The sequence below is a fragment of the Flavobacterium sp. 245 genome, from assembly GCF_004362055.1.
Taxonomy (GTDB): domain Bacteria; phylum Bacteroidota; class Bacteroidia; order Flavobacteriales; family Flavobacteriaceae; genus Flavobacterium.
This window is the reverse complement of sequence record NZ_SNXB01000001.1, coordinates 1-21,911: the sequence shown is the minus strand read 5'-3', so window position 1 is coordinate 21,911 and position 21,911 is coordinate 1. Positions and strand designations below refer to the sequence as shown.

Annotated in this window: 23 protein-coding genes; 11 read left to right on the top strand and 12 right to left on the bottom strand. The window is 33.3% G+C overall.

Annotation, left to right across the window (positions count from 1 at the left end):
• Positions 1-338 precede the first annotated feature (338 nt).
• The 7 genes from EV145_RS00115 to ahcY all read right to left on the bottom strand — a co-directional run bounded on the left by EV145_RS00115 (position 339) and on the right by ahcY (position 7,549).
• Positions 339-1,052, bottom strand: coding sequence for a 2OG-Fe(II) oxygenase (locus tag EV145_RS00115; RefSeq protein WP_133523227.1), 714 nt, complete (start codon positions 1,050-1,052; stop codon positions 339-341).
• A gap of 146 nt (positions 1,053-1,198) precedes the next feature.
• Positions 1,199-2,041, bottom strand: a complete 843-nt coding sequence (locus EV145_RS00110; protein WP_133523226.1) for a bifunctional helix-turn-helix domain-containing protein/methylated-DNA--[protein]-cysteine S-methyltransferase — start codon at positions 2,039-2,041, stop codon at positions 1,199-1,201.
• A gap of 269 nt (positions 2,042-2,310) precedes the next feature.
• Positions 2,311-2,772 carry a GNAT family N-acetyltransferase gene (locus tag EV145_RS00105; protein WP_133523225.1) on the bottom strand — a complete coding sequence of 154 codons (462 nt, stop codon included), beginning with the start codon at positions 2,770-2,772 and terminating at the stop codon, positions 2,311-2,313.
• Between the two features lie 16 nt (positions 2,773-2,788).
• Positions 2,789-3,121: a DMT family transporter gene (locus EV145_RS00100; protein WP_133523224.1), complete on the bottom strand. Its 333-nt coding sequence runs from the start codon at positions 3,119-3,121 to the stop codon at positions 2,789-2,791.
• 52 nt (positions 3,122-3,173) lie between these two features.
• The gene (locus EV145_RS00095; RefSeq protein ID WP_133523223.1) at positions 3,174-3,458 is read right to left on the bottom strand and encodes a hypothetical protein; all 285 of its coding nucleotides are present in this window, start codon (positions 3,456-3,458) and stop codon (positions 3,174-3,176) included.
• Positions 3,459-3,704: 246 nt separating this feature from the next.
• A complete protein-coding gene (locus EV145_RS00090; protein ID WP_133523222.1) occupies positions 3,705-6,023 on the bottom strand; it encodes a patatin-like phospholipase family protein in 2,319 nt (772 codons plus the stop codon).
• Between the two features lie 209 nt (positions 6,024-6,232).
• The gene (gene ahcY, locus EV145_RS00085) at positions 6,233-7,549 is read right to left on the bottom strand and encodes an adenosylhomocysteinase (protein ID WP_133523221.1); all 1,317 of its coding nucleotides are present in this window, start codon (positions 7,547-7,549) and stop codon (positions 6,233-6,235) included.
• Positions 7,550-7,915: 366 nt separating this feature from the next.
• Here ahcY and EV145_RS00080 point away from each other — a divergent pair, with 366 nt between their 5' ends.
• Complete coding sequence (locus EV145_RS00080; protein WP_133523220.1) at positions 7,916-8,566, top strand: 4'-phosphopantetheinyl transferase family protein; 651 nt, start codon at positions 7,916-7,918, stop codon at positions 8,564-8,566.
• A gap of 19 nt (positions 8,567-8,585) precedes the next feature.
• Here EV145_RS00080 and EV145_RS00075 read toward each other — a convergent pair whose 3' ends face one another.
• From EV145_RS00075 to EV145_RS00065, 3 genes are all read right to left on the bottom strand, one after another.
• Positions 8,586-8,984, bottom strand: a complete 399-nt coding sequence (locus EV145_RS00075) for a group III truncated hemoglobin (protein WP_133523219.1) — start codon at positions 8,982-8,984, stop codon at positions 8,586-8,588.
• Positions 8,981-9,268, bottom strand: a complete 288-nt coding sequence (locus EV145_RS00070) for a hypothetical protein (RefSeq protein WP_133523218.1) — start codon at positions 9,266-9,268, stop codon at positions 8,981-8,983. Before EV145_RS00070 ends, EV145_RS00075 begins: the two co-directional genes overlap by 4 nt.
• Positions 9,269-9,349: 81 nt before the next feature.
• Positions 9,350-9,946, bottom strand: coding sequence for a Crp/Fnr family transcriptional regulator (locus EV145_RS00065; protein ID WP_133523217.1), 597 nt, complete (start codon positions 9,944-9,946; stop codon positions 9,350-9,352).
• Positions 9,947-10,039: 93 nt separating this feature from the next.
• Between EV145_RS00065 and EV145_RS00060 the strand changes: the two genes are divergently transcribed.
• From EV145_RS00060 to EV145_RS00040, 5 genes are all read left to right on the top strand, one after another.
• Positions 10,040-10,768 (top strand): geranylgeranylglyceryl/heptaprenylglyceryl phosphate synthase, encoded by a 729-nt coding sequence (locus tag EV145_RS00060; RefSeq protein WP_133523216.1) that lies wholly within the window; start codon positions 10,040-10,042, stop codon positions 10,766-10,768.
• Positions 10,769-10,792: 24 nt separating this feature from the next.
• Positions 10,793-11,416, top strand: coding sequence for a nicotinamide riboside transporter PnuC (pnuC, locus tag EV145_RS00055; RefSeq protein WP_133523215.1), 624 nt, complete (start codon positions 10,793-10,795; stop codon positions 11,414-11,416).
• On the top strand, positions 11,377-13,491 hold the full coding sequence (locus EV145_RS00050; protein WP_133523214.1) for a DUF4301 family protein: 2,115 nt from the start codon (positions 11,377-11,379) through the stop codon (positions 13,489-13,491). Before pnuC ends, EV145_RS00050 begins: the two co-directional genes overlap by 40 nt.
• The gene (arfB, locus tag EV145_RS00045; protein WP_133523213.1) at positions 13,491-13,895 is read left to right on the top strand and encodes an alternative ribosome rescue aminoacyl-tRNA hydrolase ArfB; all 405 of its coding nucleotides are present in this window, start codon (positions 13,491-13,493) and stop codon (positions 13,893-13,895) included. Before EV145_RS00050 ends, arfB begins: the two co-directional genes overlap by 1 nt.
• A 283-nt stretch (positions 13,896-14,178) precedes the next feature.
• Positions 14,179-16,365: a TonB-dependent receptor gene (locus EV145_RS00040; protein ID WP_133523212.1), complete on the top strand. Its 2,187-nt coding sequence runs from the start codon at positions 14,179-14,181 to the stop codon at positions 16,363-16,365.
• A gap of 44 nt (positions 16,366-16,409) precedes the next feature.
• On the opposite strand, the gene EV145_RS00035 is transcribed toward EV145_RS00040, so the two are convergent.
• The gene (locus EV145_RS00035) at positions 16,410-16,823 is read right to left on the bottom strand and encodes a Rieske (2Fe-2S) protein (RefSeq protein WP_133523211.1); all 414 of its coding nucleotides are present in this window, start codon (positions 16,821-16,823) and stop codon (positions 16,410-16,412) included.
• 155 nt (positions 16,824-16,978) lie between these two features.
• Here EV145_RS00035 and greA point away from each other — a divergent pair, with 155 nt between their 5' ends.
• From greA to EV145_RS00020, 3 genes are all read left to right on the top strand, one after another.
• Complete coding sequence (gene greA / locus EV145_RS00030; RefSeq protein WP_029271926.1) at positions 16,979-17,455, top strand: transcription elongation factor GreA; 477 nt, start codon at positions 16,979-16,981, stop codon at positions 17,453-17,455.
• 76 nt (positions 17,456-17,531) lie between these two features.
• Positions 17,532-17,918 (top strand): HIT family protein, encoded by a 387-nt coding sequence (locus EV145_RS00025; protein WP_133523210.1) that lies wholly within the window; start codon positions 17,532-17,534, stop codon positions 17,916-17,918.
• A gap of 68 nt (positions 17,919-17,986) precedes the next feature.
• Positions 17,987-19,138 carry a transglutaminase domain-containing protein gene (locus EV145_RS00020; RefSeq protein ID WP_133523209.1) on the top strand — a complete coding sequence of 384 codons (1,152 nt, stop codon included), beginning with the start codon at positions 17,987-17,989 and terminating at the stop codon, positions 19,136-19,138.
• Here EV145_RS00020 and EV145_RS00015 read toward each other — a convergent pair.
• Positions 19,135-20,283, bottom strand: a complete 1,149-nt coding sequence (locus EV145_RS00015; protein ID WP_133523208.1) for a sensor histidine kinase — start codon at positions 20,281-20,283, stop codon at positions 19,135-19,137. The genes EV145_RS00020 and EV145_RS00015 overlap by 4 nt on opposite strands.
• Before the next feature lie 160 nt (positions 20,284-20,443).
• Here EV145_RS00015 and EV145_RS00010 point away from each other — a divergent pair, with 160 nt between their 5' ends.
• Both EV145_RS00010 and EV145_RS00005 read left to right on the top strand, forming a co-directional pair.
• Positions 20,444-21,319 carry a flavin reductase family protein gene (locus EV145_RS00010; protein WP_133523207.1) on the top strand — a complete coding sequence of 292 codons (876 nt, stop codon included), beginning with the start codon at positions 20,444-20,446 and terminating at the stop codon, positions 21,317-21,319.
• Between the two features lie 31 nt (positions 21,320-21,350).
• Positions 21,351-21,722, top strand: coding sequence for a DUF3127 domain-containing protein (locus tag EV145_RS00005; protein ID WP_133523206.1), 372 nt, complete (start codon positions 21,351-21,353; stop codon positions 21,720-21,722).
• Positions 21,723-21,911 lie beyond the last annotated feature (189 nt).

The following is a 21,911-nucleotide window of genomic DNA, read 5'->3' as shown; positions in this document are numbered from 1 at the left end:
GCGGAGACGCAAAGTTTATATTGAAATATTAAGATTAATAAGGATTTGTGAAAATCAGACCAGATTCCTTAAAAACTTAAAACGTTAGTAATGCATTATTTCTTAGCGACTCTGCGACTTTGCGAGATTCAATTTATCACGATAGTGCATCATGAAAAATAATCCCCAAAGTATGCCGTTCACCAGAATTAATCTCGCAAAGTCGCGGAGACGCAAAGTTTATATTGAAATATAGATTAATAAGGATTTGTGAAAATCAGACCAGATTCCTTAAAAACTTAAAACGTTAGTAATGCATTATTTCTTAGCGACTCTGCGACTTTGCGAGATTCAATTTATCACGATAGTGCATCATGAAATATAATTCCCAACGTATAACGTTCTCCCGAATGAATTTCGCTCACACCATGTTTCATATTGACACGATAATATCCTTTTGTGCCTTTTACAGGTCTGAAATTGGTTGTAAAAACCAAAGCATCACCTTTTTTAGGTTTCAAAACAATCGCTTTTGATTGCGCTTTTGGCGTTTGCTGTGTTAATACAAATTCTCCTCCCGTAAAATCTTCATCGGGTTCGTTTAGGAAAAGAACTATTTGAATAGGAAAATAAACATCTCCATATAAATCCTGATGCAAAGTATTAAAACCACTTTCACCATATTTTAAAATTAAAACCGTTGCTTTTAGTTGATTATTTTCGTGACATTCTTCGAGTAATTTTTCGTGTGTTTCCGGAAAAATGGTGTCCATGTTTAACACTTTCATCCACGCATTGGCAATTGGAGCCAGTTTTGGATAAATAGATGAACGTATGTTTTGAATCAAATCCGGAAGTGGATAATTAAAGTATTTATATTCTCCTAAGCCAAAGCGATAACGCTCCATAACAACTGTTTTTCGGTATAAATTTGGATTATCATAATCGAATTTCAAGTCTTCGCATTCTTCGTTATTCAGTAAATTTGGAATGATTGTAAATCCATTTTCGTGCATAGATTCGGTTATGCTTTCCCAGTTTTGAGAAGCAATTTTTGATTGTATATTTTGCATAAATAAATTATTATGTGGTTTTTTTTCATCGTAGAGGCGGACAGCAGTGCGCCTACGCAAAGATTGTCGCAAAGATTGAAAGTAGAAATACGTGACGTTAGACGCACTGCAGTGCGTCCCTACGGATATGCTTTGTGTAAATTAAATTAAAGATTTATCTGCGCACCTTCCCAGCCAATTATAGCCGTTTTACGTGTGTTTCCCCACATATAACCGCCAAAGGTTCCTGTGGATTGGATAACACGATGACACGGAATTAAAAATGCTACAGAATTGCTTCCAATTGCAGTCCCGACAGCGCGTGAAGCACTCGGTTTTTCAATTTGATGCGCAATGGAACCGTAAGTCGAAAGTTGTCCCATTGGAATTTTTAGCAACGTTTCCCAAACTTTCAATTGGAAATCAGTTCCTTTTAAATGCAGTTTGATTTCAGATAATTTACTCCAGTCGTTTTGGAAAATAAACAAGGCATTTTGTTGTACTAAATCCAGTTTTCTAGAGAATGTTGCATTCGGAAATTTGTGTTTTAAATCTTCAAATCCGATTTCTTCGTTTTCGGCGAAAGCCATAAAACAAACCCCTTTTTGGGTCGAAGCGACAATTATATTTCCAAACGGACTTTCGGCAAAACTGAAGTTGATTTCTAAATTCTTTCCGCCATTTTTATATTCGGCCGGAGTCATTCCTTCGATGTTTACGAATAAATCATGAAGACGGCTTGTTCCGGAAAGTCCTGTTTCGTAGGCTGTTTCAGAAATGGTTGCCTGATTTTCTTTGAGTAATTTCTTTGCGTGTTCAAGACTTGTGTACTGTAAAAATTTCTTCGGACTTGTGCCTGCCCAATCGCTAAAAAGCCTCTGAAAGTGAAACGGACTCAAATGTACTTTATCCGCAACCTCATCAAGATTGGGCTGATCTTTAAAATTTGCTTTGATATAATCGATAGCTTCGGCTATACGATTATAATTAATGGTTTCTTGTGTGTTCATTTTTATTCCATTTTATAAGGCAAAGATCGATTGGTTTTTGCTGGCATAAAATCCGAAACTTGCTGCGTTTTTTTAAACCGCAAAGTGCGCTAAGATTTACGCAAAGATCGCAATGTTTTTAATCTCGCAAAGACGCGAAGTCGCAAAGATTTACTTTTTAAGTTTGCTTATCTTTATGGAATTACTTTGCGATCCTTAGATTTCGCTCAGGATGACAATAGCAAGAAAAATTTTTTCGACTTCGCGTCTTTGCGAGATTATATTGTTCGTTATAATTCTTTTTCCATTTTGTAATTTATAATCTCAACGCCTTTTACTATGTTTTTTTGTTTTGCTTTTATAACAAATCCTTTCTTTTCGAAAAATGGTTTTGCGGTTATGCTTACATCAGAAGTTATACTTTTTGAATGATGTTTTTTAGCTTCAAGTTCTAATTCGGTAAAGATTTTGTTGGCAATTCCTTGTCTTTGAAAGTCTTTGTGAATGAAAAAGAAGTCGATATAATTGCCATCTTTCAGAGTTCCGAAACCAGCCATTTTGTTTTCAATTATTACAAGTAAAACAAATTGTTTTTCAACAACATCAATCCAGCGTTGTGTGATTTTTGCACCAGAAGTCCAAGCGTTAATTTGTTCAGTATTATAATCGTTTTTACAAACCGATTGGATGGTTTGGACGAACAATTCCTTCATTTCGGGAAGATCCGAAATTGTAGCTTTTCTGAAATTCATTTTTTAATGTTTGAAATTAATGTGCCACAGTTTTAGAAAAAACATTAATTATAATAACACCAATTACAATTAAACTCAGCCCAATTATTGCTGGCAAATCTGGTATTTCTTTGAAGAAAATAGCACCAATTGCTGTAATTAAAACAATTCCGACTCCAGACCAAATGGCGTAAGCAAAACCAACGGGAATTGTTCTGATTGCAAAACTCAAACAATAAAATGCACCACAATAACCAATTACAGTAATAATACTCGGAATTAATTTAGTGAATTCTGAAGATTTTTTTAATGCCGAAGTTGCTATGATTTCGAAAATTATGGCAATGAATAAGAATAAGAAGTTCTTCATGATTCGTGTTTTTTACAAAGTTAAGCTTTGTTTGAAACCGAAAAGTATTTATTTATCGAATATGAATTTCTGTTTCATTGCTTTTTACTTCATCAAAACAATCAATACATAACATTTTAAAATCGGCTTTGGCTTGAAAAACTTCAGTCCATACTTCTCCATTATCAAGAAGCCATTGTTCGCATTGTCTGCACCATGCAATTTGTGGAAGATCTTCTTTAACTTCTGAATAGTAAAAACCTACTTTTTCTTTTGAGTCTATTGCCATTGCAATGTGAATACAGGCGAAAGTCATTTCTTTTGAACCATGTATTTCACATAAAATTTTTTCGATCATATTTTTTTGATGTTCTGGGGTTCAAATTTAAATTTTAAATTTAAGGAGACACAAAATAATATCAGAATATTTAAAGTTCTTGGTCTACGTGTGCGTGAGGGATAGGAGGAAGCTACCGAAGTAGCCCGGATAGCCCGACAGTGTTTAAGAAAAGGCCTAATGAGCGCAAAGTATATTTAGGCCTTTTTTTAAATAATGGCACGCCCTAATTATTTTAGATTTTAGAAAATATACTTTTAAAATCAACTACGGATTGAGTGATAATCCTACGCTAAAAAACAATCGCACTTTATCAATGTTGTTTATCCACGACATATCAAAATGAATAGGACCTAAAATAGACTGATAAGAAATCGCTGATCCTCCAGACAATATAAGGCTAGGCTCGGTGTTTTCGTCCCACTTTCCTTTTGGGCTAAATACATGACCGATATAATCGTCAAAAGTATCAAAACCTACACTAGCAATATTAAAGTGTGGAGTAAGGTAAATTTTTCCGGTTAGATTTATTTGAGAGCCGAGTCTAAGTCCCATATATTGCGTGACATTGACTTCGTCTTCATTTAGACCGGCAAATGAAAAACGATTGCTGCCAGAGCTTGGAATAATACCTCCTAAAAAATATTTTGTAGCATAACCAAATCCTGAAAACGGAATTTGATCGTCTTTAAGTTTATCCTGAAAAATAAAATAGGAATCAAATCCTACAATGCCTGTAATTCTCTTTTTTAAGAGTGCCCTCTTTTCAAAACTAAAACCAAATTTTGTGTAGCCATTTGTTGAACCGGAAATATTTATTAAATCAGGAGCAGAAAAAGAGGCGTCGACATCACTAAGGAATGATCTCGCTACATTTGCTTTTATAATGTTTCCGCTTGTCGCAAAAAATACCTTGTCCATATCATTATAGGAATAATGCATGTTGAATTCGATATTATTAGCTTTGTAGTTGTTTATATTGACGGAGTTTGGATTGTATTCCCGGTCATATTTTGGTTTTAGGTTAGAGTGGATATAGTTTAAGCCAAAACCTGCATAACTTTTCAGCGAATTTAAATTTTTGTTGACCTCGTTATTGATTTCAATAGCATTATAAAGTATATTGTCTGATGCTTTGCCATTGATGTAAATTTCTTGTCGCAGCAAGGCACCATAAGCTTCAGACATCCACCACCATTCTCTGTTTTGCCCGAAATTTTTCTGATAATTGATTCTTGCTTTTGGCTGTTCTGCAATATCCAAAGTTAAAAGAAGACGCGATGCATCGGCGAGAATATTTCGGCCGGTGTAATTAAAAATGATCCCAACGCCTCTGTAAGTGTCATAATGTATTGAGGTGTTGAGCTGATTTTTGGCGCGTTCAAATCCAAACAATGTAATTCCTAATTTGTCTCCGTCTTTGATGAAATAGCTATAGGTTATCTGATCAAAAAGATTGGTACCCATAGCCCTGTTAATTCCGGCTATTAAATCTTTTGTGGTGTATTTTACATGTGTTTTAAGGTTTGCTCTTCCTAATACCAAAGGCATATTCTCAGGACTTATATTTTTATAAACAATTGTGTCCAGGACAAATTCTTTTGGCATATCAGGCAACGCGTGCGTGCGTTGCGGAAATGCTTTTAGTTTTTCTGATAAGGCAATTAAAGCAGGAAGATTTTGATTTGTAGCGATTTTACCGTCTTTGTAAATTTCGTCACTATCTGCAAAATCAGCGGTAGAGAAACGTAAGTTGGGTAAGTGATCGACTAATATTGTACAACGATCACGATTTGCAGGATTCTTAATATTGCTCGGAAACATACTGGTCTGCATCAATATTGTCATGACATTGTTCAGTTTGTCAATTGGTTCCAATCCGCCACCTACATCACTTCCAATAATAATATCGGCGCCCATTTGTTGGGCAACATCAGTCGGGAAATTATTTAATACCCCTCCATCTACTAAAATTGATTTTTCGTAAGGCATTGGTTTAAAAACGGCTGGCAATGACATACTTGCCCGCATAGCATAAGCTAAACTACCTTTGCTTAAAATAACTTCTTTCCCCTCAACCAAGTCGGTAGCCATAGCTCGAAACGGAATAGGGAGACTGTCAAAATCTCTAACATTATATACAGGAAAGGTTAATTCAGAAAGGTATTCTCTTAGGTTTTGATCATTTAATAGAGAACCAATACTATTAAGTTTTCCATCTTTAACACCTATTCCAACTAAATATCTTTGAAATTCTCGTTTTTCTTCTGCACTTACAGATCGCAACGATTGGCCTCCGCCAAGGAGTTTATCCCAATATATATTTTTAGTGATTTTTTCGATACTGTCACCAGAATATCCCATGGCGTACAAACCTCCAATGATGCTTCCCATACTGTTTCCAACGATAAGATCAGGGACAATGTGTAAGGAATCGAGTTTTTGCAAAAGCGGAATATGGGCAACTCCTTTTGCTCCACCACCGCTTAATACTAATACGACTTTAGGTTTCTTTTCCTGAGAAAAAATGATTTGTGGAAGACTTAGTAAAAAAAAGAAGACGATTAAATAAGTAGTTTTTTTCAAGCTTGTACTGTTTAAGTGTTTGAGAAATAGAACCTTATTTTAATTATTAAAAGTAAGTAGATATTTGTAAACGTGCAATTTTTTGAGAGAAATGTTTTTTTGTTGAATTACAAAAAGAAAAAACCCGACAGTTTTTTTGAACTTGTCGGGTTTGAAATATGTATTAAAAATCTAATCCCGATAGCTATCGAGACAGAAATCTAAATTTACTAGTATCTGTAGTATTCTGGTTTGAATGGACCTTGAACTTCAACACCAATATAAGCAGCTTGATCTTCTCTTAGAACTTCAAGTTCAACGCCTAATTTAGCTAAGTGTAAAGCAGCAACTTTTTCATCTAAGTGTTTAGGCAACATATAAACGTCATTGTTGTAAGCAGCACTGTTGTTCCATAATTCGATTTGTGCCAAAGTTTGGTTTGTAAATGAGTTACTCATTACAAAACTTGGGTGACCTGTAGCACAACCAAGGTTTACTAAACGGCCTTCAGCAAGAATAATGATATCTTTTCCAGCAATGTTGTATTTGTCAACCTGAGGTTTGATTTCGATTTTAGATGCACCGTGGTTTTTATTCAACCAAGCCATATCAATTTCGTTATCAAAGTGTCCGATGTTACAAACAACAGTTTTGTCTTTCATTTGCTCGAAGTGCTCTCCAAGAACGATATCTTTATTTCCTGTAGTTGTAATGATGATATCAGCATTAGCAATAACAGTGTTTAATTTTTTAACTTCATAACCGTCCATTGCAGCTTGTAAAGCACAAATTGGATCGATTTCAGTAACAGTTACAATAGATCCTGCACCTCTGAAAGAAGCAGCAGTTCCTTTTCCAACGTCACCATATCCACAAACAACAACTCTTTTTCCAGCTAACATTAAGTCAGTTGCACGACGAACTGCATCTACTGCAGATTCTTTACAACCGTATTTGTTATCAAATTTAGATTTAGTAACAGAGTCATTAATGTTGATTGCAGGCATTGGTAAAGTTCCAGCTTTTACTCTTTCGTAAAGTCTGTGAACACCAGTTGTAGTTTCTTCAGATAAACCTTTGATTCCAGGAACTAATTCTGGGAAACGGTCAATAACCATGTTTGTTAAATCTCCACCATCATCAAGAATCATGTTCAATGGTTTTCTGTCTTCACCAAAGAATAAAGTTTGCTCAATACACCAGTCAAATGATTGCTCATCAAGACCTTTCCAAGCATAAACCTGAATTCCAGCAGCAGCAATAGCAGCAGCAGCCTGATCCTGAGTAGAGAAAATGTTACAAGAAGACCAAGTAACCTCAGCACCAAGAGCAATTAAAGTTTCGATCAAAACAGCAGTTTGAATCGTCATGTGCAAACATCCAGCGATACGAGCACCTTTAAGAGGTTGTTCGTCTTTATATTCAGCACGAAGCGCCATTAAACCTGGCATTTCAGCTTCAGCTAGTTCAATTTCTTTTCTTCCCCAAGCCGCTAGAGAAATGTCTTTTACTTTGAAAGCCACATAAGGCGTAGTTGTAGTACTCATTTATAGTATATTTGTATTGTAAAATTTTTGCAAATTTACGGAATACCTTTGGAATTTTTACTATTTCTATAAGATTTGTGAAATCTTTAATTTCTTAATCTTTAGAACGTTAGTTTGTAAATTGTTTTTTACGATATAAGTAATATAAGTTCATTTAAAAAAGATTCTTAAATATGCTTTTGAAACCATTTAAGTAATATAAGTTCATTTAAAAAGATTCTGAAACTATTACCTTTGCTGTGAATTGCTTATATTTACTATTACATCTTTTAACCCAGAGTTATATTTTCTTAAATAACTTATATGTTTTAAAATTTACACCCAATAATTTATAATTAACCATTTACAATTTATAATTAAAAAATAATGCCTTTATTTCAGACCATACAATTCAACGAAACGACTAAAATTTTAATTTGGGAAATAACAGAATCTCTCGAAGAATTATTGAGTAAAGTTGTGCTGAAAGAAAAAACACAAAAGCGATTGGACGGAATGAAATCTCAATTGCATCAACGTGCTTTTTTAAGCGTTCGAATGTTGATTCAGGAAATGGGTTTTACAGATAAAGATTTGCATTATGACGAATTCGGAAAACCTTATTTTGATTGTCATAATTACATTTCAATTACACATTCGTATCATTTTGCAGCAATCATTATAAGTCACGAAACCGTAGGAATCGACATGGAATTACAGCGTGAAAAAATTCAGAAAATTGCAGATAAATTTACTGACTTTGAATGCAGTTATTTAAAACCAGAATTTACACAAAAATACATCCAAAAATTAACTGTTATATGGGGAGCTAAAGAAGCGATTTTTAAAATCAGAAATGAAAAAGGTATCAGTTTTAAAGACCATATTCAGGTTGAGGATTTTTCTTTAGAAAAAGCTCAAACGCAGGCAAGTCTTCATTTTGATGATTTAGTAAAAGATTTTAATGTGCATTACCAAGAAGTTAAATCAGATAATTTTGAAGGGACTTTTACGTTGGTTTATGCTTTTGAGAAGTAGTTTTTTAGGCTTTCAGTTTTTAAACTTCACTTTCCTTCTGTCTGTGCTGAAACATACTCATATGCAAAAAAGTGCTCATTTTTCTAGCTCTACGTTTTAGCGTTTCTACATTTTCGCCTTCAAAATGTTCATCTAATGTCTGCGCCCAATAATTTAGCCAAATTCCGAATTCATTTGCCGTAATCTTACTGCCAAAATGTTCGTCAACGTCATTATGAACCGCATGCGGATTTCCTTTATACTTACGAACAGCAAATAAATTAGTTTCCCAAAAATCAGTGAGTTTTTCAAGATGCGCGTCCCAATCGGTAATCATTTCGTTAAAATAAAAGCCGATTTCTTTATCGGCCCTTATTTTAGCATAGAACTGATGTACTAGAAAAGAAACATCAGCTCTATTTTCTATTTGCTTTTTCATAGTACAAAACTATTCAGAAATATTAGTAAAACACTTAATAAGGCGCTTAAAATAATAAGGTTAAAAACTACTTTGTGTTTCATTTGTGCTAAAATTGAAGTGTTGGCAAAAACACAAGCTAAAACAATAATTGCCAGTTGAATCATTTGTCCAATAGAAGTTCCGTGTGAAAGAATGTACATTGCAGCAGCGCCACCTAAACAGCTTTGACCAATTACAGCCATTGCTGCAGAACCCATGTAGTTTTTATTGAAATTTTCGAATGTTGTTTGATATAGTGTCATGATATTGTGATTTTTATACTACAAAGGTACAGGCACAATACCACTGCATTTTATGATTAAAATCATAAAACAAGAATTTTTTTATCGATATACTTTTCGGTTTATGATCTTTAATTCGCCCTTTTTTTCCAAAGTTTTAATTGTTCGGATGACTGTTTCTACCCGTAAACCTGTTAAATCACCAATTTGCTGTCGGGTAAAATTGATGAGATAGCCATTGGCTTCTTTTTTAAAATTAAAATAAGCAATTCCGTGATCGATTAATTTTAAAACACGGTGTTCTGGCTCGTGTGTCGAAATTTCAGCTGCCATTACCGATTTATAATATAAGCGCTGTGCCAGATTTTCGATTATCTTGATACTTATTGCCGCATTTTCTTCAAGAAGCGTCATGAATTTAGATTTTGGCAGAAGAAAAATTTCACAATCTTCAACTGCAATAGCATTGGCTGGGTATTTTTGATTTAAAAACAATGGAGGTTCTCCAAAAGATTGTTCTTTATAAAAGATACCCTGAATAAATTCGCGTCCATCATCATTGTAATTGCTCATTTTGATTTCGCCCGAAATAATCTGGTAATAATGCGTTGGCAGGCTTCCTTCTTCAAAAATAATGTCATTTTTCTCGAAGGATTTTTTTAAGGCGCCATATTTTTCTAATAATGAAGCAGCAATCATAATTTTTTCATTGGTTGTCAGTGACGATTGTACAAATATAATTCATTCAAAATAGTTCTTCTACGTTAAAAACTTTTTACTTTTACGGCCATTATGGAGCAAAAATTACTCAATATACACCAACAGATTTTAGATGCTAAAAAAAATGGACAAAAATTATTGGCCATTTTACTAGATCCTGATAAAATCGTATTGGAAAATCTAGATCATTTAGTACTTAAAATAAATCAATCTCCTGCTACACATATTTTTGTGGGAGGAAGTATTGTAGAAAATACAATTTTAGAAGAATTAATTGCGCAGTTAAAAGAAAAAACAAATTTGCCAGTGGTTATTTTTCCAGGTGATCCATCGCAGATTTCACCTCAGGCCGATGCGATTTTGTTTTTGGCGTTATTATCAGGCCGAAATCCTGATTATTTGATTGAATATCAGGTTCAGGCAGCACCAATTCTTAAAAAGACAAATCTAGAAGTTATTTCTACCGGATATATTCTGATTGAAAGTGGCAATGAAACTGCAGTCGCACGCGTTAGTAAAACAAAACCGCTCAACCGTGAAAATTTTGATTTGGTTTTGGCAACTGCTCAGGCTGGCGAGATGCTCGGAAATAAATTAATGTATTTAGAGGCTGGAAGTGGTGCTAAGAACGCAGTGCCACTGGAAATGATACAGTTAATTTCGCAAAATGTAGAAATTCCTATAATTGTTGGAGGAGGAATTGTAGATTTGCACGGAATTCAAAATGCCTACAAAGCCGGAGCCGATTTAGTAGTTATTGGAACTGCTTTTGAAAACGACAGCCATTTTTTTGAATCATAAAAAACAACCAAAATAACCAGACAAATGATCGATTTTTTTCTTGACAGTTACAAAAATGCTCCATTGTGGCATATTGCTCTAGAGTTTTTGGTATTTGTTTTCGGAATCTTAAGTGTTTGGTTTGCTAAAAAAGAGAATATTTGGGTCTATCCAACAGGATTAATTGCCACTGTAATTTCGGTGTATTTATTGTATGTTGCAGGTTATATTGGCGATATGATTATCAACGGATATTTCTCAATTATGAGTATTTATGGCTGGTATGTGTGGGCGAAAGGAGGTACAGTTGAGGATAATTTACCTATTACTCGTACAAGTTTTAATGAAAAAATAATCGGAATCGCACTATTTATTGTGACCGTTTTTGTAGTTTTCGGGATTTATAAATATTTCGGCTATAAAATTAATCCAGACAATTATGTAGATATGATTTCGTCGGGAATATTTTTTGCAGGAATGTGGTACATGGCCAGGAAAAAAATCGAAAACTGGACACTTTGGATTATTGGCGATATAATTGTTGTGCCTCTTTATGCTTATCGCGGCTTAGGGATGCTGTCACTTCAATATTTAATTTTTACAATTTTGGCTATTTCAGCTTATTTAGAATGGAGAAAAATCTTAGACAGCAAAAAACAACTATCATAAAAATTGCTTTATTTGGGCCCGAAAGTACGGGAAAAACAACTTTAGCAAAACAGCTTGCAGATTATTACGAAACCGAATGGGTTCCTGAATTTGCACGCGATTACCTACAAGAAAAATGGGAGGAAAATCAGCATATTTGTGTGGCTGATGATATGATGCCAATTGCATACGGACAAACTGCTTTAGAAAATGAAAAACTTTCTCAGGCAAAAAAATACCTGTTCTGCGATACTAACTTAATGGTTACCAAAGTTTTTTCTGAAATGTATTACGGCTTTTGTGATCCGCTTTTGAATGAAGCTGCACTGGAACATGAATACGATTTGTTTTTCTTGACGGATATTGATGTTCCTTGGGAAAAAGACGACATCAGAGATTCTCCAAATGGAAGAGAAACAGTGTTTTCTGTTTTTAAACAAACTTTAATTGATACAAAAAAGCCCTTTATAACATTATCAGGTGATAAAGAAAGTCGCTTGTCAAAAGCAACTGCAATCATTGATGAACTTGCTATGGCTAAAGAAAGTGGCTTTTCTTCGGAAGATTTTGTTCAGTTATATGAACGCGGAATTTCTGTAGATGCTATTCTGAAACAATTAAAAATTTTTAAAAAAGGAATTGCAAAAAGTAATTTAATAAGTCCGGCAACAATTGACAATGGAATTTTAGCTTTTTCAGAATCTGAATTTGAAGAAAAGGCTGCTTTTTTTGATTCACAAAAAGAAAAGTTTAAAATCAAAAAATTTGTTCCGGCTTCTGGTGCTGCTACAAGAATGTTTAAATTTTTAAGAGCTTTCTTAAATGACTTTGATATTGAAAAAGAAACAATAAACGCCTATATAAACAGACAAAAAAACAAAGAGCTGTCCATCTTTATTGTAGCAATGGATAAGTTTCCGTTTTTTAAAGCAATGGAAAAAAAACTGAAATCAATTTATCCTGATTTTGAAAGTTTAGAACGCGATTATAAGAATTACTATTTTATAAAAACATTGCTTTCTCAGGATTATTTTGCTTTTGCAGATAAACCAAAAGCAGTTTTGCCTTTTCATAAATACAAAGATCACATCGCAAACCCAATTGAAGAACATTTAAATGAATGTGTTCATTATGCTTCTTCAAATAAAGTTTCGAATCTCCATTTTACAGTAACCGAAGCTCATCAGGGATTATTTGAAAAAGAGGTCGAAGTGCTTAAGCATAAAGTAGAGAAGGATTCTGGTATTCAAATTAATATTGCTTATTCCTATCAAAATGCTGGTACAGATTCTATTGCTGTTGATACAAAAGACAGATTGGTAAGAGACAAAAATGAAGCATTGATTTTCAGACCAGGCGGACATGGCGCTTTGATTCAGAATTTAAATGCACTGGAAGCTGATGTTATTTTTATTAAAAATATTGATAATGTGATTCAAAATCATATTGACAAAATTACATTGTATAAAAAAGCATTAGCGGGAATTTTGATTGAAGTTCAACAAAAAGTTTTCAATTATTTAAATGCAATTGAGCAGAAAAAAATAGGAGAAAATCAATTAGAAGAAATGATTCTTTTTTTATCAGAAAAGCTAAATATTGAAATTTCAAGCGATTTTGGTATGTTTACTTTTGAGAATAAAATCAGCAAGATTAAAGAACTTTTAGATCGACCTATCAGAGTTTGTGGTATGGTGAAAAATGAAGGAGAACCAGGCGGAGGACCGTTTTGGGTTATGAATGATAAAGGAATAAAATCACTTCAAATTGTCGAAACTTCGCAAGTTGATTTATCAGATAAAAAACAGTCTAAAATTTTAGCAGAAGCAACGCATTTTAATCCAGTAGATTTAGTCTGCGGCATAAAAAATTATAAAGGTGAGAAATTTGATTTGCAAAACTTTGTGGATCAAAAAACTGGTTTTATTGTAGAAAAAAGCGTTGAAGGCATAACGGTTAAAAATTACGAATTGCCAGGATTATGGAATGGTTCAATGGCGCACTGGTTGACGATTTTTGTTGCAGTTCCGTTAATTACTTTTAATCCGGTGAAAACGGTAAATGATTTACTGAAAGCGCCACATCAGCCACAATAATGGATATTGATAAAATCATATCAGAATTAAATTTTAAAGCGGTTAGAAGCAGTGGAGCCGGCGGACAAAACGTGAATAAAGTTTCATCAAAAGTGGTGTTATCTTTTGATGTAAATGCTTCGCAAGCTTTATCTGACGATGAAAGACTGCTTTTGCTGACAAATATTGCACATCGTTTAACGACCGAAAATATTCTGATTTTAAATTGTGATGAAGATCGCAGTCAGCTTAAAAACAAAGATATTGTTGTAAAACGTTTTTTAGAAATCATAAAAAAAGGATTGTTTGTTCCGAAGGTTAGAAAAGCAACTAAAATTCCAAAATCTGTCATCAAAAAACGAATTAAGGATAAAAAGAATATTTCTGAAATAAAACAATCGCGCAAGAAGCCAAACATAGATTAAATCAAAAAAAGCAAATTCCAAATTCCAACAGAAAATCATTTAAAAGTGAGTTTTTGGAATTTGGAATTTGTTTTTTTGGAGTTTGATTTTTTAACATTACATTTGTACCGTCTCAAAGGGGTGCTCTAAATAACGAGCTGAGATCATACCCAAAGAACCTGAGCGAGTAATGTTGCTAAGGGAAAAAACGACACTATCGAGCGTGCACACTTTATTTTGTCGTGAAACAATTTATTAATTTAACAAAAGAATAATTCCCCCTTTTATTCGTAATTTTTTACGAATGAAAACTATTTTTAAAGGTACTTTTAGAGGTACAAAGGTTCAAAGATGCAAAGGTTCAAAGTTGAACAAATCTATTTTCTTCACTCTATTCTCTATTTTCTTTACTCTAATTTCTTTTTCTCAGGAACAAGATTCTACAAAAGTCAATAAACTTGATGATGTGTTAGTTTCCGCTGTACGTGTTACAGCAAAAACTCCGGTTACTTTTAGTAATATGGATAAAAAAGAAATTAAATTCAGAAATCTGGGACAAGACATTCCTACTTTAATGAATTATCTTCCTTCAGTGGTCACTACATCAGATGCTGGAAACGGAATAGGTTATAGCGGTATTCGTGTTCGTGGAAGCGATGCAACGAGGGTAAACGTTACAATCAATGGAATTCCATACAACGATGCTGAGAGTCAAGGAACTTTCTGGGTAAACATGCCCGATTTTGCTTCTTCGGTAGAAAGTCTTCAATTACAAAGAGGTGTTGGAACATCTACAAACGGTTCTGGCGCTTTTGGAGCAAGTTTAAATATGCTGACAGATAATTATGCTTCAAAAGCAAATGGTGAAATTTCAAGCTCTTTTGGAAGTTTTAATTCTCAGAAAAATACGGTAAAGTTTAGCACTGGTTTACTAAATGATCATTTTGAACTTGCCGGACGTTTGTCAAGAATCAAATCGGATGGTTATATTGATCGAGCGAGTTCTAATTTAAAATCTTATTTCTTGCAGGGAACTTATGTAGGTAAAACAACTTTAATTAAAGCATTGGTTTTTGGTGGAACCGAAAAAACATACCAATCCTGGAATGGAATCGATGCCGAAACTTTAAACGAAAATCGTACTTTCAATTCTGCAGGGATGTACACAGACGAATCTGGAAAAATTCGTTTTTATGATAATGAAACCGATAATTATCAGCAAGACCATTATCAATTGCATTGGAGTGAATCTTTTTCGGATAAATGGAGTACAAACCTAGCTTTTCATTATACAAAAGGAAAAGGGTACTATGAGAATTACAAATACGATGAACCAGTAGATGGCTACGGGCCAATTCAGCCAACAAAGACGGTCGAAGACAGTAACGGAGATCTAGTTCCGGGAACTGACTTGATTCGTCAAAAATGGCTAGATAATGATTTTTACGGAACCACTTTTTCCATAAAATATAAAGATGAAAAACTGGATGTTATTTTTGGCGGAGGCTGGAATAAATATGAAGGCGATCATTTTGGAAAAGTGATTTGGGCAAGATATGCTTCAAACTCAGAATTAGGCGATCATTATTACGATGATTTTTCAACAAAAACAGATGGAAATATTTTCGCAAAAGCCAATTATCAGTTTACTGAAAAATTAAGTTTCTATGGCGATTTGCAATATCGAAATGTAAAATACAAATCCAATAGTGCAGACACTGGTTTAGTTGATGATAATTTCAATTTCTTCAACCCAAAAGCTGGTTTGAACTACGAAATCAATCAAAAAAACACTTTGTACTTTTCGTATGCACGCGCTAACCGTGAGCCAAACAGAACAGATTATGAAGGCGGAAATGTAAAACCAGAAAAACTAAATGATTTTGAACTAGGTTGGAGATTCAATTCGGAGAAATTTCAGTTGAATTCTAACTTCTATTATATGGCATATAAAGATCAGCTAATTTTAACTGGAACATTAGATGATGTTGGAGCGCCAATTCGTTCTAATACAGATAAAAGTTACCGTTTAGGGTTTGAATTTGATGCTACAATCAAACTTTCAGAGCAATTTATCATTCGACCAAACTTTACGCTAAGCAGTAACAAAAATGTTGATTTGGCTGTTGAAGGACAAAATTACGGAACAACTAAAATTGCTTATTCGCCAGAAGTAATCGCTGGAAATATAATTGTGTACAGCCCAATTAAGAGTTTGCATATTTCATTATTGCAAAAATATGTTGGCGAGCAATACATGAATAATATCGAATTGCCATCGGCAAAGCTGGCTGATTATTTTGTAAACGATTTGAATGTGTCTTATGAAATAAAACCAAAGTCTGTTTTCAAATCCATTATGATTACAGGTTTGGTAAATAATATTTTAGACAAGAAATATGTTTCAAACGGATATATGTGGGATGTTTATCCGTATTATTATCCTCAGGCGGGAATTAATTTCTTAGCCGGATTAACCTTGAAATTTTAAAAAATAAAAAAGCCTGAAAATTTAAACTTTCAGGCTTTTTTATTTTAATTATAAACGTGAATCACAGATCCTATTACTTCGACACGATATTGTTTCAACGGATATTCTTTTCCTCCCAGACCAGTAAACAAACTGTATTGAGCCTTATCGCAAGAACAGACTGCATTTATGCCGTCAATTGTCATTGCTGTACAAGAAGTAAGTTCTTGATTAGGGCAGGCAGCGTCAAAAGCATTATAACCGCTTCCCGCATTAAAAATAATAATTCCTTTTGCTCCAAAGTTAGGAACAATGACTCCATTACTTACAAATTTTAAATTCGAATAAGCTGGCAAATTCATATCTACAGATAAATTCACAGAGTAGTTTGGAATGTAAGGATTATTGTTGCTGCGTTCGCTGTCACTGCAAGCAGAAAGTGCACAAACAAAGACGATTAAGAGCCAGATTTTTTTCATTATTTTAGTAAGGATTAAAGAAACAAAAATAAAATATTTAGTTTTGATTTTTATATGATTAACATATAATTATGTTCTATTAAAAATAATAGTATATTTGTAATACAAAATCCCGTCCCGATGGGATTTTTTGTATTTATATAAACGATGAAGTTATGAGTAAAGTATCTTATTATACAGCAGAAGGATTAAAAAAATTAAAGGATGAGTTGGAGCATTTAAAAAGTGTAATGCGTCCAAAGGCATCTCAAGATATAGCAGAGGCAAGAGATAAAGGTGATTTATCTGAGAACGCAGAATATGATGCAGCAAAAGAAGCACAAGGTTTATTAGAAATGAGAATTGCTAAGCTGGAAGAAGTATATTCTAATGCCAGATTAATAGATGAATCACAATTAGATGTTTCGAAAGCTTTGGTTTTATCTAATGTAAAAATCAAAAATCAAAGCAACGGAATGGAAATGAAGTACACGCTTGTTGCAGAAAGTGAAGCTGATTTGAAAACTGGAAAAATCTCAGTAACTTCTCCTATTGGAAAAGGTTTATTAGGAAAATCAGTTGGAGAAGTAGCCGAAATTACGGTTCCAAATGGTGTTTTGAAATTTGAAATTCTTGAAATTTCAAGAGACTAAGTCATTGCGAAGAACGAAGCAATCCTACGATTAAAGTTCAATCGGTTAAACGGTTAACCAAATAAACGAATAAACAATGTCTATATTCACAAAAATAGTAAACGGAGAAATTCCTGCATTTAAAGTTGCTGAAGATGAAAACTTTTTAGCTTTTTTAGATGTTAACCCAAATGCAAAAGGACACACGCTTTGTATTCCAAAACAAGAAATCGATAAGATTTTTGATATGGATGACGAACTGTATTTAGGTTTGATGAAGTTTTCTAAGAAAGTAGCAATTGCTTTAGAAAAAACAGTTCCATGCAAAAGAGTAGGTGTTGCCGTTGTAGGATTAGAAGTTCCTCATACGCATGTGCATTTGATTCCGTTAAACCATATGGATGAAATGCGTTTTCAAAACAAAGTAAAACTTTCAAAAGAAGAGTTTGAGGATTTGGCTGAAAGTATTCATGCAAATTTGTAAAAAAGAAAAGAATTATATTAAAAAAGATCACAACTAAAAATTGTGGTTTTTTTTTATGCAGAGGTCTAATGAAAAAGTATATAATCTTAATAACTGTATTTTATTCGATAATAAGTGCAGGACAAGTTAAAAACAAATATGAATTTGTAGATAACAAAATCAATACTATTCCTTCCAGTTCTACTAATTCAACAGAAGATATTGCCAATTATATTAAATTAAATTTTAAGACTGATGATGAGAAGATAAGGGCTGTTTATTATTGGACAGCTTCGAATATCATCTATGATGTTGAAAACATGTTTGCCGTAAATTTTAATGAAAGCTCACGTGACAAAATTGAAAGAGCTCTTAAAACGCGAAAAGGAGTTTGTATTCATTACGCTGAAATCTTTAATGAAATTGCAAACAAAGTTGGAATTGAATGCTTTGTAATTGAAGGATTCACGAAGCAAAAAGGTTTTACAGATTACATTTCACACGCATGGTGCGGGGCAAAAATAGATGGTAAATGGTTAATTTTTGATCCCACTTGGGGTTCAGGAGCCATAGTAGGCGGGAAATACATAAAAAAGATAAATAATTATTATTTTAAGACTGATCCATCTAAAATCATAACATCTCATATGCCTTTTGATTACATGTGGCAATTTCTTAATTATCCTGTAACAAACCAGGAATTCTACAATGGTAATTTTGCTGTAAATAAATCGAAAGAAACATTTGATTTTGAAGTTGAAATCGAAAAGTATAAGTCGCTCTCCTATATTGATCAATTAATAAGTTCTGCAGACAGAATTGAGAAAAATGGTGTTAAAAATGCCATGATTTTTGATCGATTATCCTATAAAAGAAGCGAAGCTGAAAGATTGAAATTTAATGAGATTGTAAACTTGTACAATGATGGCATAAATGAATTTAATTCATTTGTAACATTTAGAAATAATCAATTTAAGCCAAATGTTTCAGATGAAGAATTAAAAAAAATGATTGACTCGCCTAAAACAAAACTCTTAAAGAGTAAAGAATTATTAGATAATTTAGGTACAGTTTCACAAAATAATCAAGCCAATGTAAACTCTTTAAAAACGGGAGTAAATAATATATTAAGTCAAGTAGAGGACCAGGTTTTGTTTGTTGATAAATATTTAGGCAAATCGAAGATGATGAGAAAAACAATGTTTAACAAAGTAACTTTCTTTGGAGTGCCAGTAAATTAATTACTTTTATTCAACTGAATCTGAAAAGTAGTTCCTTTTCCAATTTCAGAATGTAAAACTTTGATTTTACCGTTATGGTATTCTTCCACAATTCTTTTGGTTAGCGAAAGTCCCAAGCCCCACCCACGTTTTTTAGTTGTAAAGCCAGTTTCAAAAACTGTTTTAAATTGTTTTTTTGGAATTCCAGTTCCGGAGTCTTTTACATTTATTTTTACATGATGTACATCTTGTTCAATTTGCAGTTCCAAACTTCCTTTTCCTTTCATTGCATCGATGGCATTTTTTACAAGATTTTCGATTGTCCAGCTATAAAGAATTGGATTTATCTGAACCATAATTGGATCTATAGGAGTATGATAAGAAAAAGCAACCTGTTTTGAAAAACGTGATTGTAAATATTTAAAGGCGTTTAAAGTCTCTGAAACAATATCGTGAGTTTCTAAAACAGGAACAGACCCAATTTTAGAAAAACGATCTGTAATAGTCTGCAGACGCGTAATATCTTTCTCAATTTCTGAAGTGATAGACGAATCAATATCTTCTGTTTTTAGAATTTCAATCCACCCAATTAAAGACGACAATGGCGTACCAATTTGATGTGCGGTTTCTTTTGCCATACCAGCCCACAATTTATTTTGTGTGGCCATTTTTGTGCTTTTGTAAAAATTATAAATTAAAGCAACAAACAAAAATACAATAAGCAAGAGCGCAACTGGATAATATTTTAATTTGTTAAGCAATGCCGAATTTCCGTAATAAAGTTTTTGGTATTTTCCTGGCGCATACTCAAAAGTTATGGGTTCGTTTTCGTTGCTTAAATTCTTTAAAAATGTTTTTAGTTTTTTCTTGTCATTTAGGATTTCATCGGGAACATTTTTTGAACTTACTACATTGTCATAAAGCATCAATACAACCGGGATTGAAGTATTATTGCTGAAAATTTGAAGAGGCAATTCGACATCCGTATTTTCGTCTGCGTTTACAATTGTAATTTGTGCATCGGCAAAAAGCTTCATTTTCAGACGTTCTTCATTTTTGAAAATCTGAAAAAAAGTATACGTATTCCAAAGAATCAAAGTAATGATTAAAAAGGAAATAAGAATTATAACCCAACGAGTTGTATTTCTGCGTTCAGAAAAGTGCATAAATTAATTTTTGAGGTATAAATATAACGAAATAAACGCATTTTATATTTTGCTTTTGTTTAAAGATTTTTGTTTTTATGTCTGAAAGAATTTCTTCGGATTAAACCATTTCTATACTTTTGCAGTTACCAAAATGAGGTTTGGTTAAAAAGAAAAAATTATGATTAGCATCGATCCAAAAGAGATACCAACCGCAAAATTGCATGGTTATCTGCAAAGTTCTGTAGGGCCGCGTCCAATTGCATTTGCAAGTACAATGAGTGCAAAGGGAATTCCTAATTTGTCACCTTTCAGTTTCTTTAATGTATTCAGTGCCAATCCGCCAATTTTGATTTTTTCGCCTGCAAGACGAGTTCGCGACAATACTGTAAAACACACTTTAATTAATGCCGAAGCAACGCGTGAAGTTGTAATTAATGTCGTGAATTATGATTTGGTGCAACAGACATCTTTAGCAAGTACAGAGTATGCAGAAGGTGTAAACGAATTTATAAAAGCTGGATTAACACAGATTCCTTCAGATTTGGTCAAACCTTATCGCGTAAAAGAATCTCCAGTGCAATTTGAATGCAAGATAACGCAAATTATTCCGTTAGGAACAGAAGGTGGAGCAGGAAACTTGATCTTGTGTGAAGTGGTTAAAATGCATATTCATGAGTCAATTTTGGATGAAAATGGAGCAATCGATCAGCATAAAATTGATTTGGTTTCAAGGTTAGGAAAAGATTGGTATTCAAGATCTAATCAAGGACTTTTTGAAGTGCCAAAACCGCTGACAACTCTTGGTGTAGGTGTAGATGCAATTCCGAATTTTATCAAGGAAAGTTCCGTTTTTACTGGAAATGATTTAGGAAAATTAGGAAATATAGAGGCCTTGCCTACAATGGAAGAAGTTAGTATATTTGTGAAAGAAAATTTTTCTGTGAAAGGAGTTTTGAGCTCAGATGATCAGGAAAAAGTGCATTTAGAAGCCAAAAAATATCTGAATGATGATGATATTGAATCCGCTTGGAAAGTACTTTTGGCTAAAAAATAAGAATAGAAACAATAATTAATTATAGACGAAGATGGAAGTTATAGGAAAAGTAAAAGTGGTTAATCCTGAGCAACAAGTTAGTGCTGCATTCAAAAAAAGAGAGTTGGTTGTTACAACAGACGAACAATATCCTCAACACATTTTGATTGAATTTACACAAGATAAATGCGATTTATTAAGCAGCTATAAGCAAGGTGAAGCAGTAAAAGTTTCTATCAATTTAAGAGGAAGAGAATGGGTTAACCCACAAGGTGAAACTAGATATTTTAATAGTATTCAAGGATGGAGAATTGAAAGATTAGCTCCAGAAGGTCCAGCACAAGGAGCTCCAATGCCAGCAGCAGAGACATTTGCGCCAGCAGCTAGCATTAACGAAGACGAACCAGACGATTTGCCTTTCTAAGAGTTTAGAAATTATAATATTTTAAATTCCAAATTCCAAATTCAGTTGAAATTGGAATTTGGAATTTTGTTTTTTTGTTGAAAGTGAACGTATTTTTGTCATTTCTGTAAAGGTTAGATAATTCGGTAACAAAATTTAACTTTAATAAATTTTGTTACGATGAGAAATAATAGTCAAGATTCGACTTTA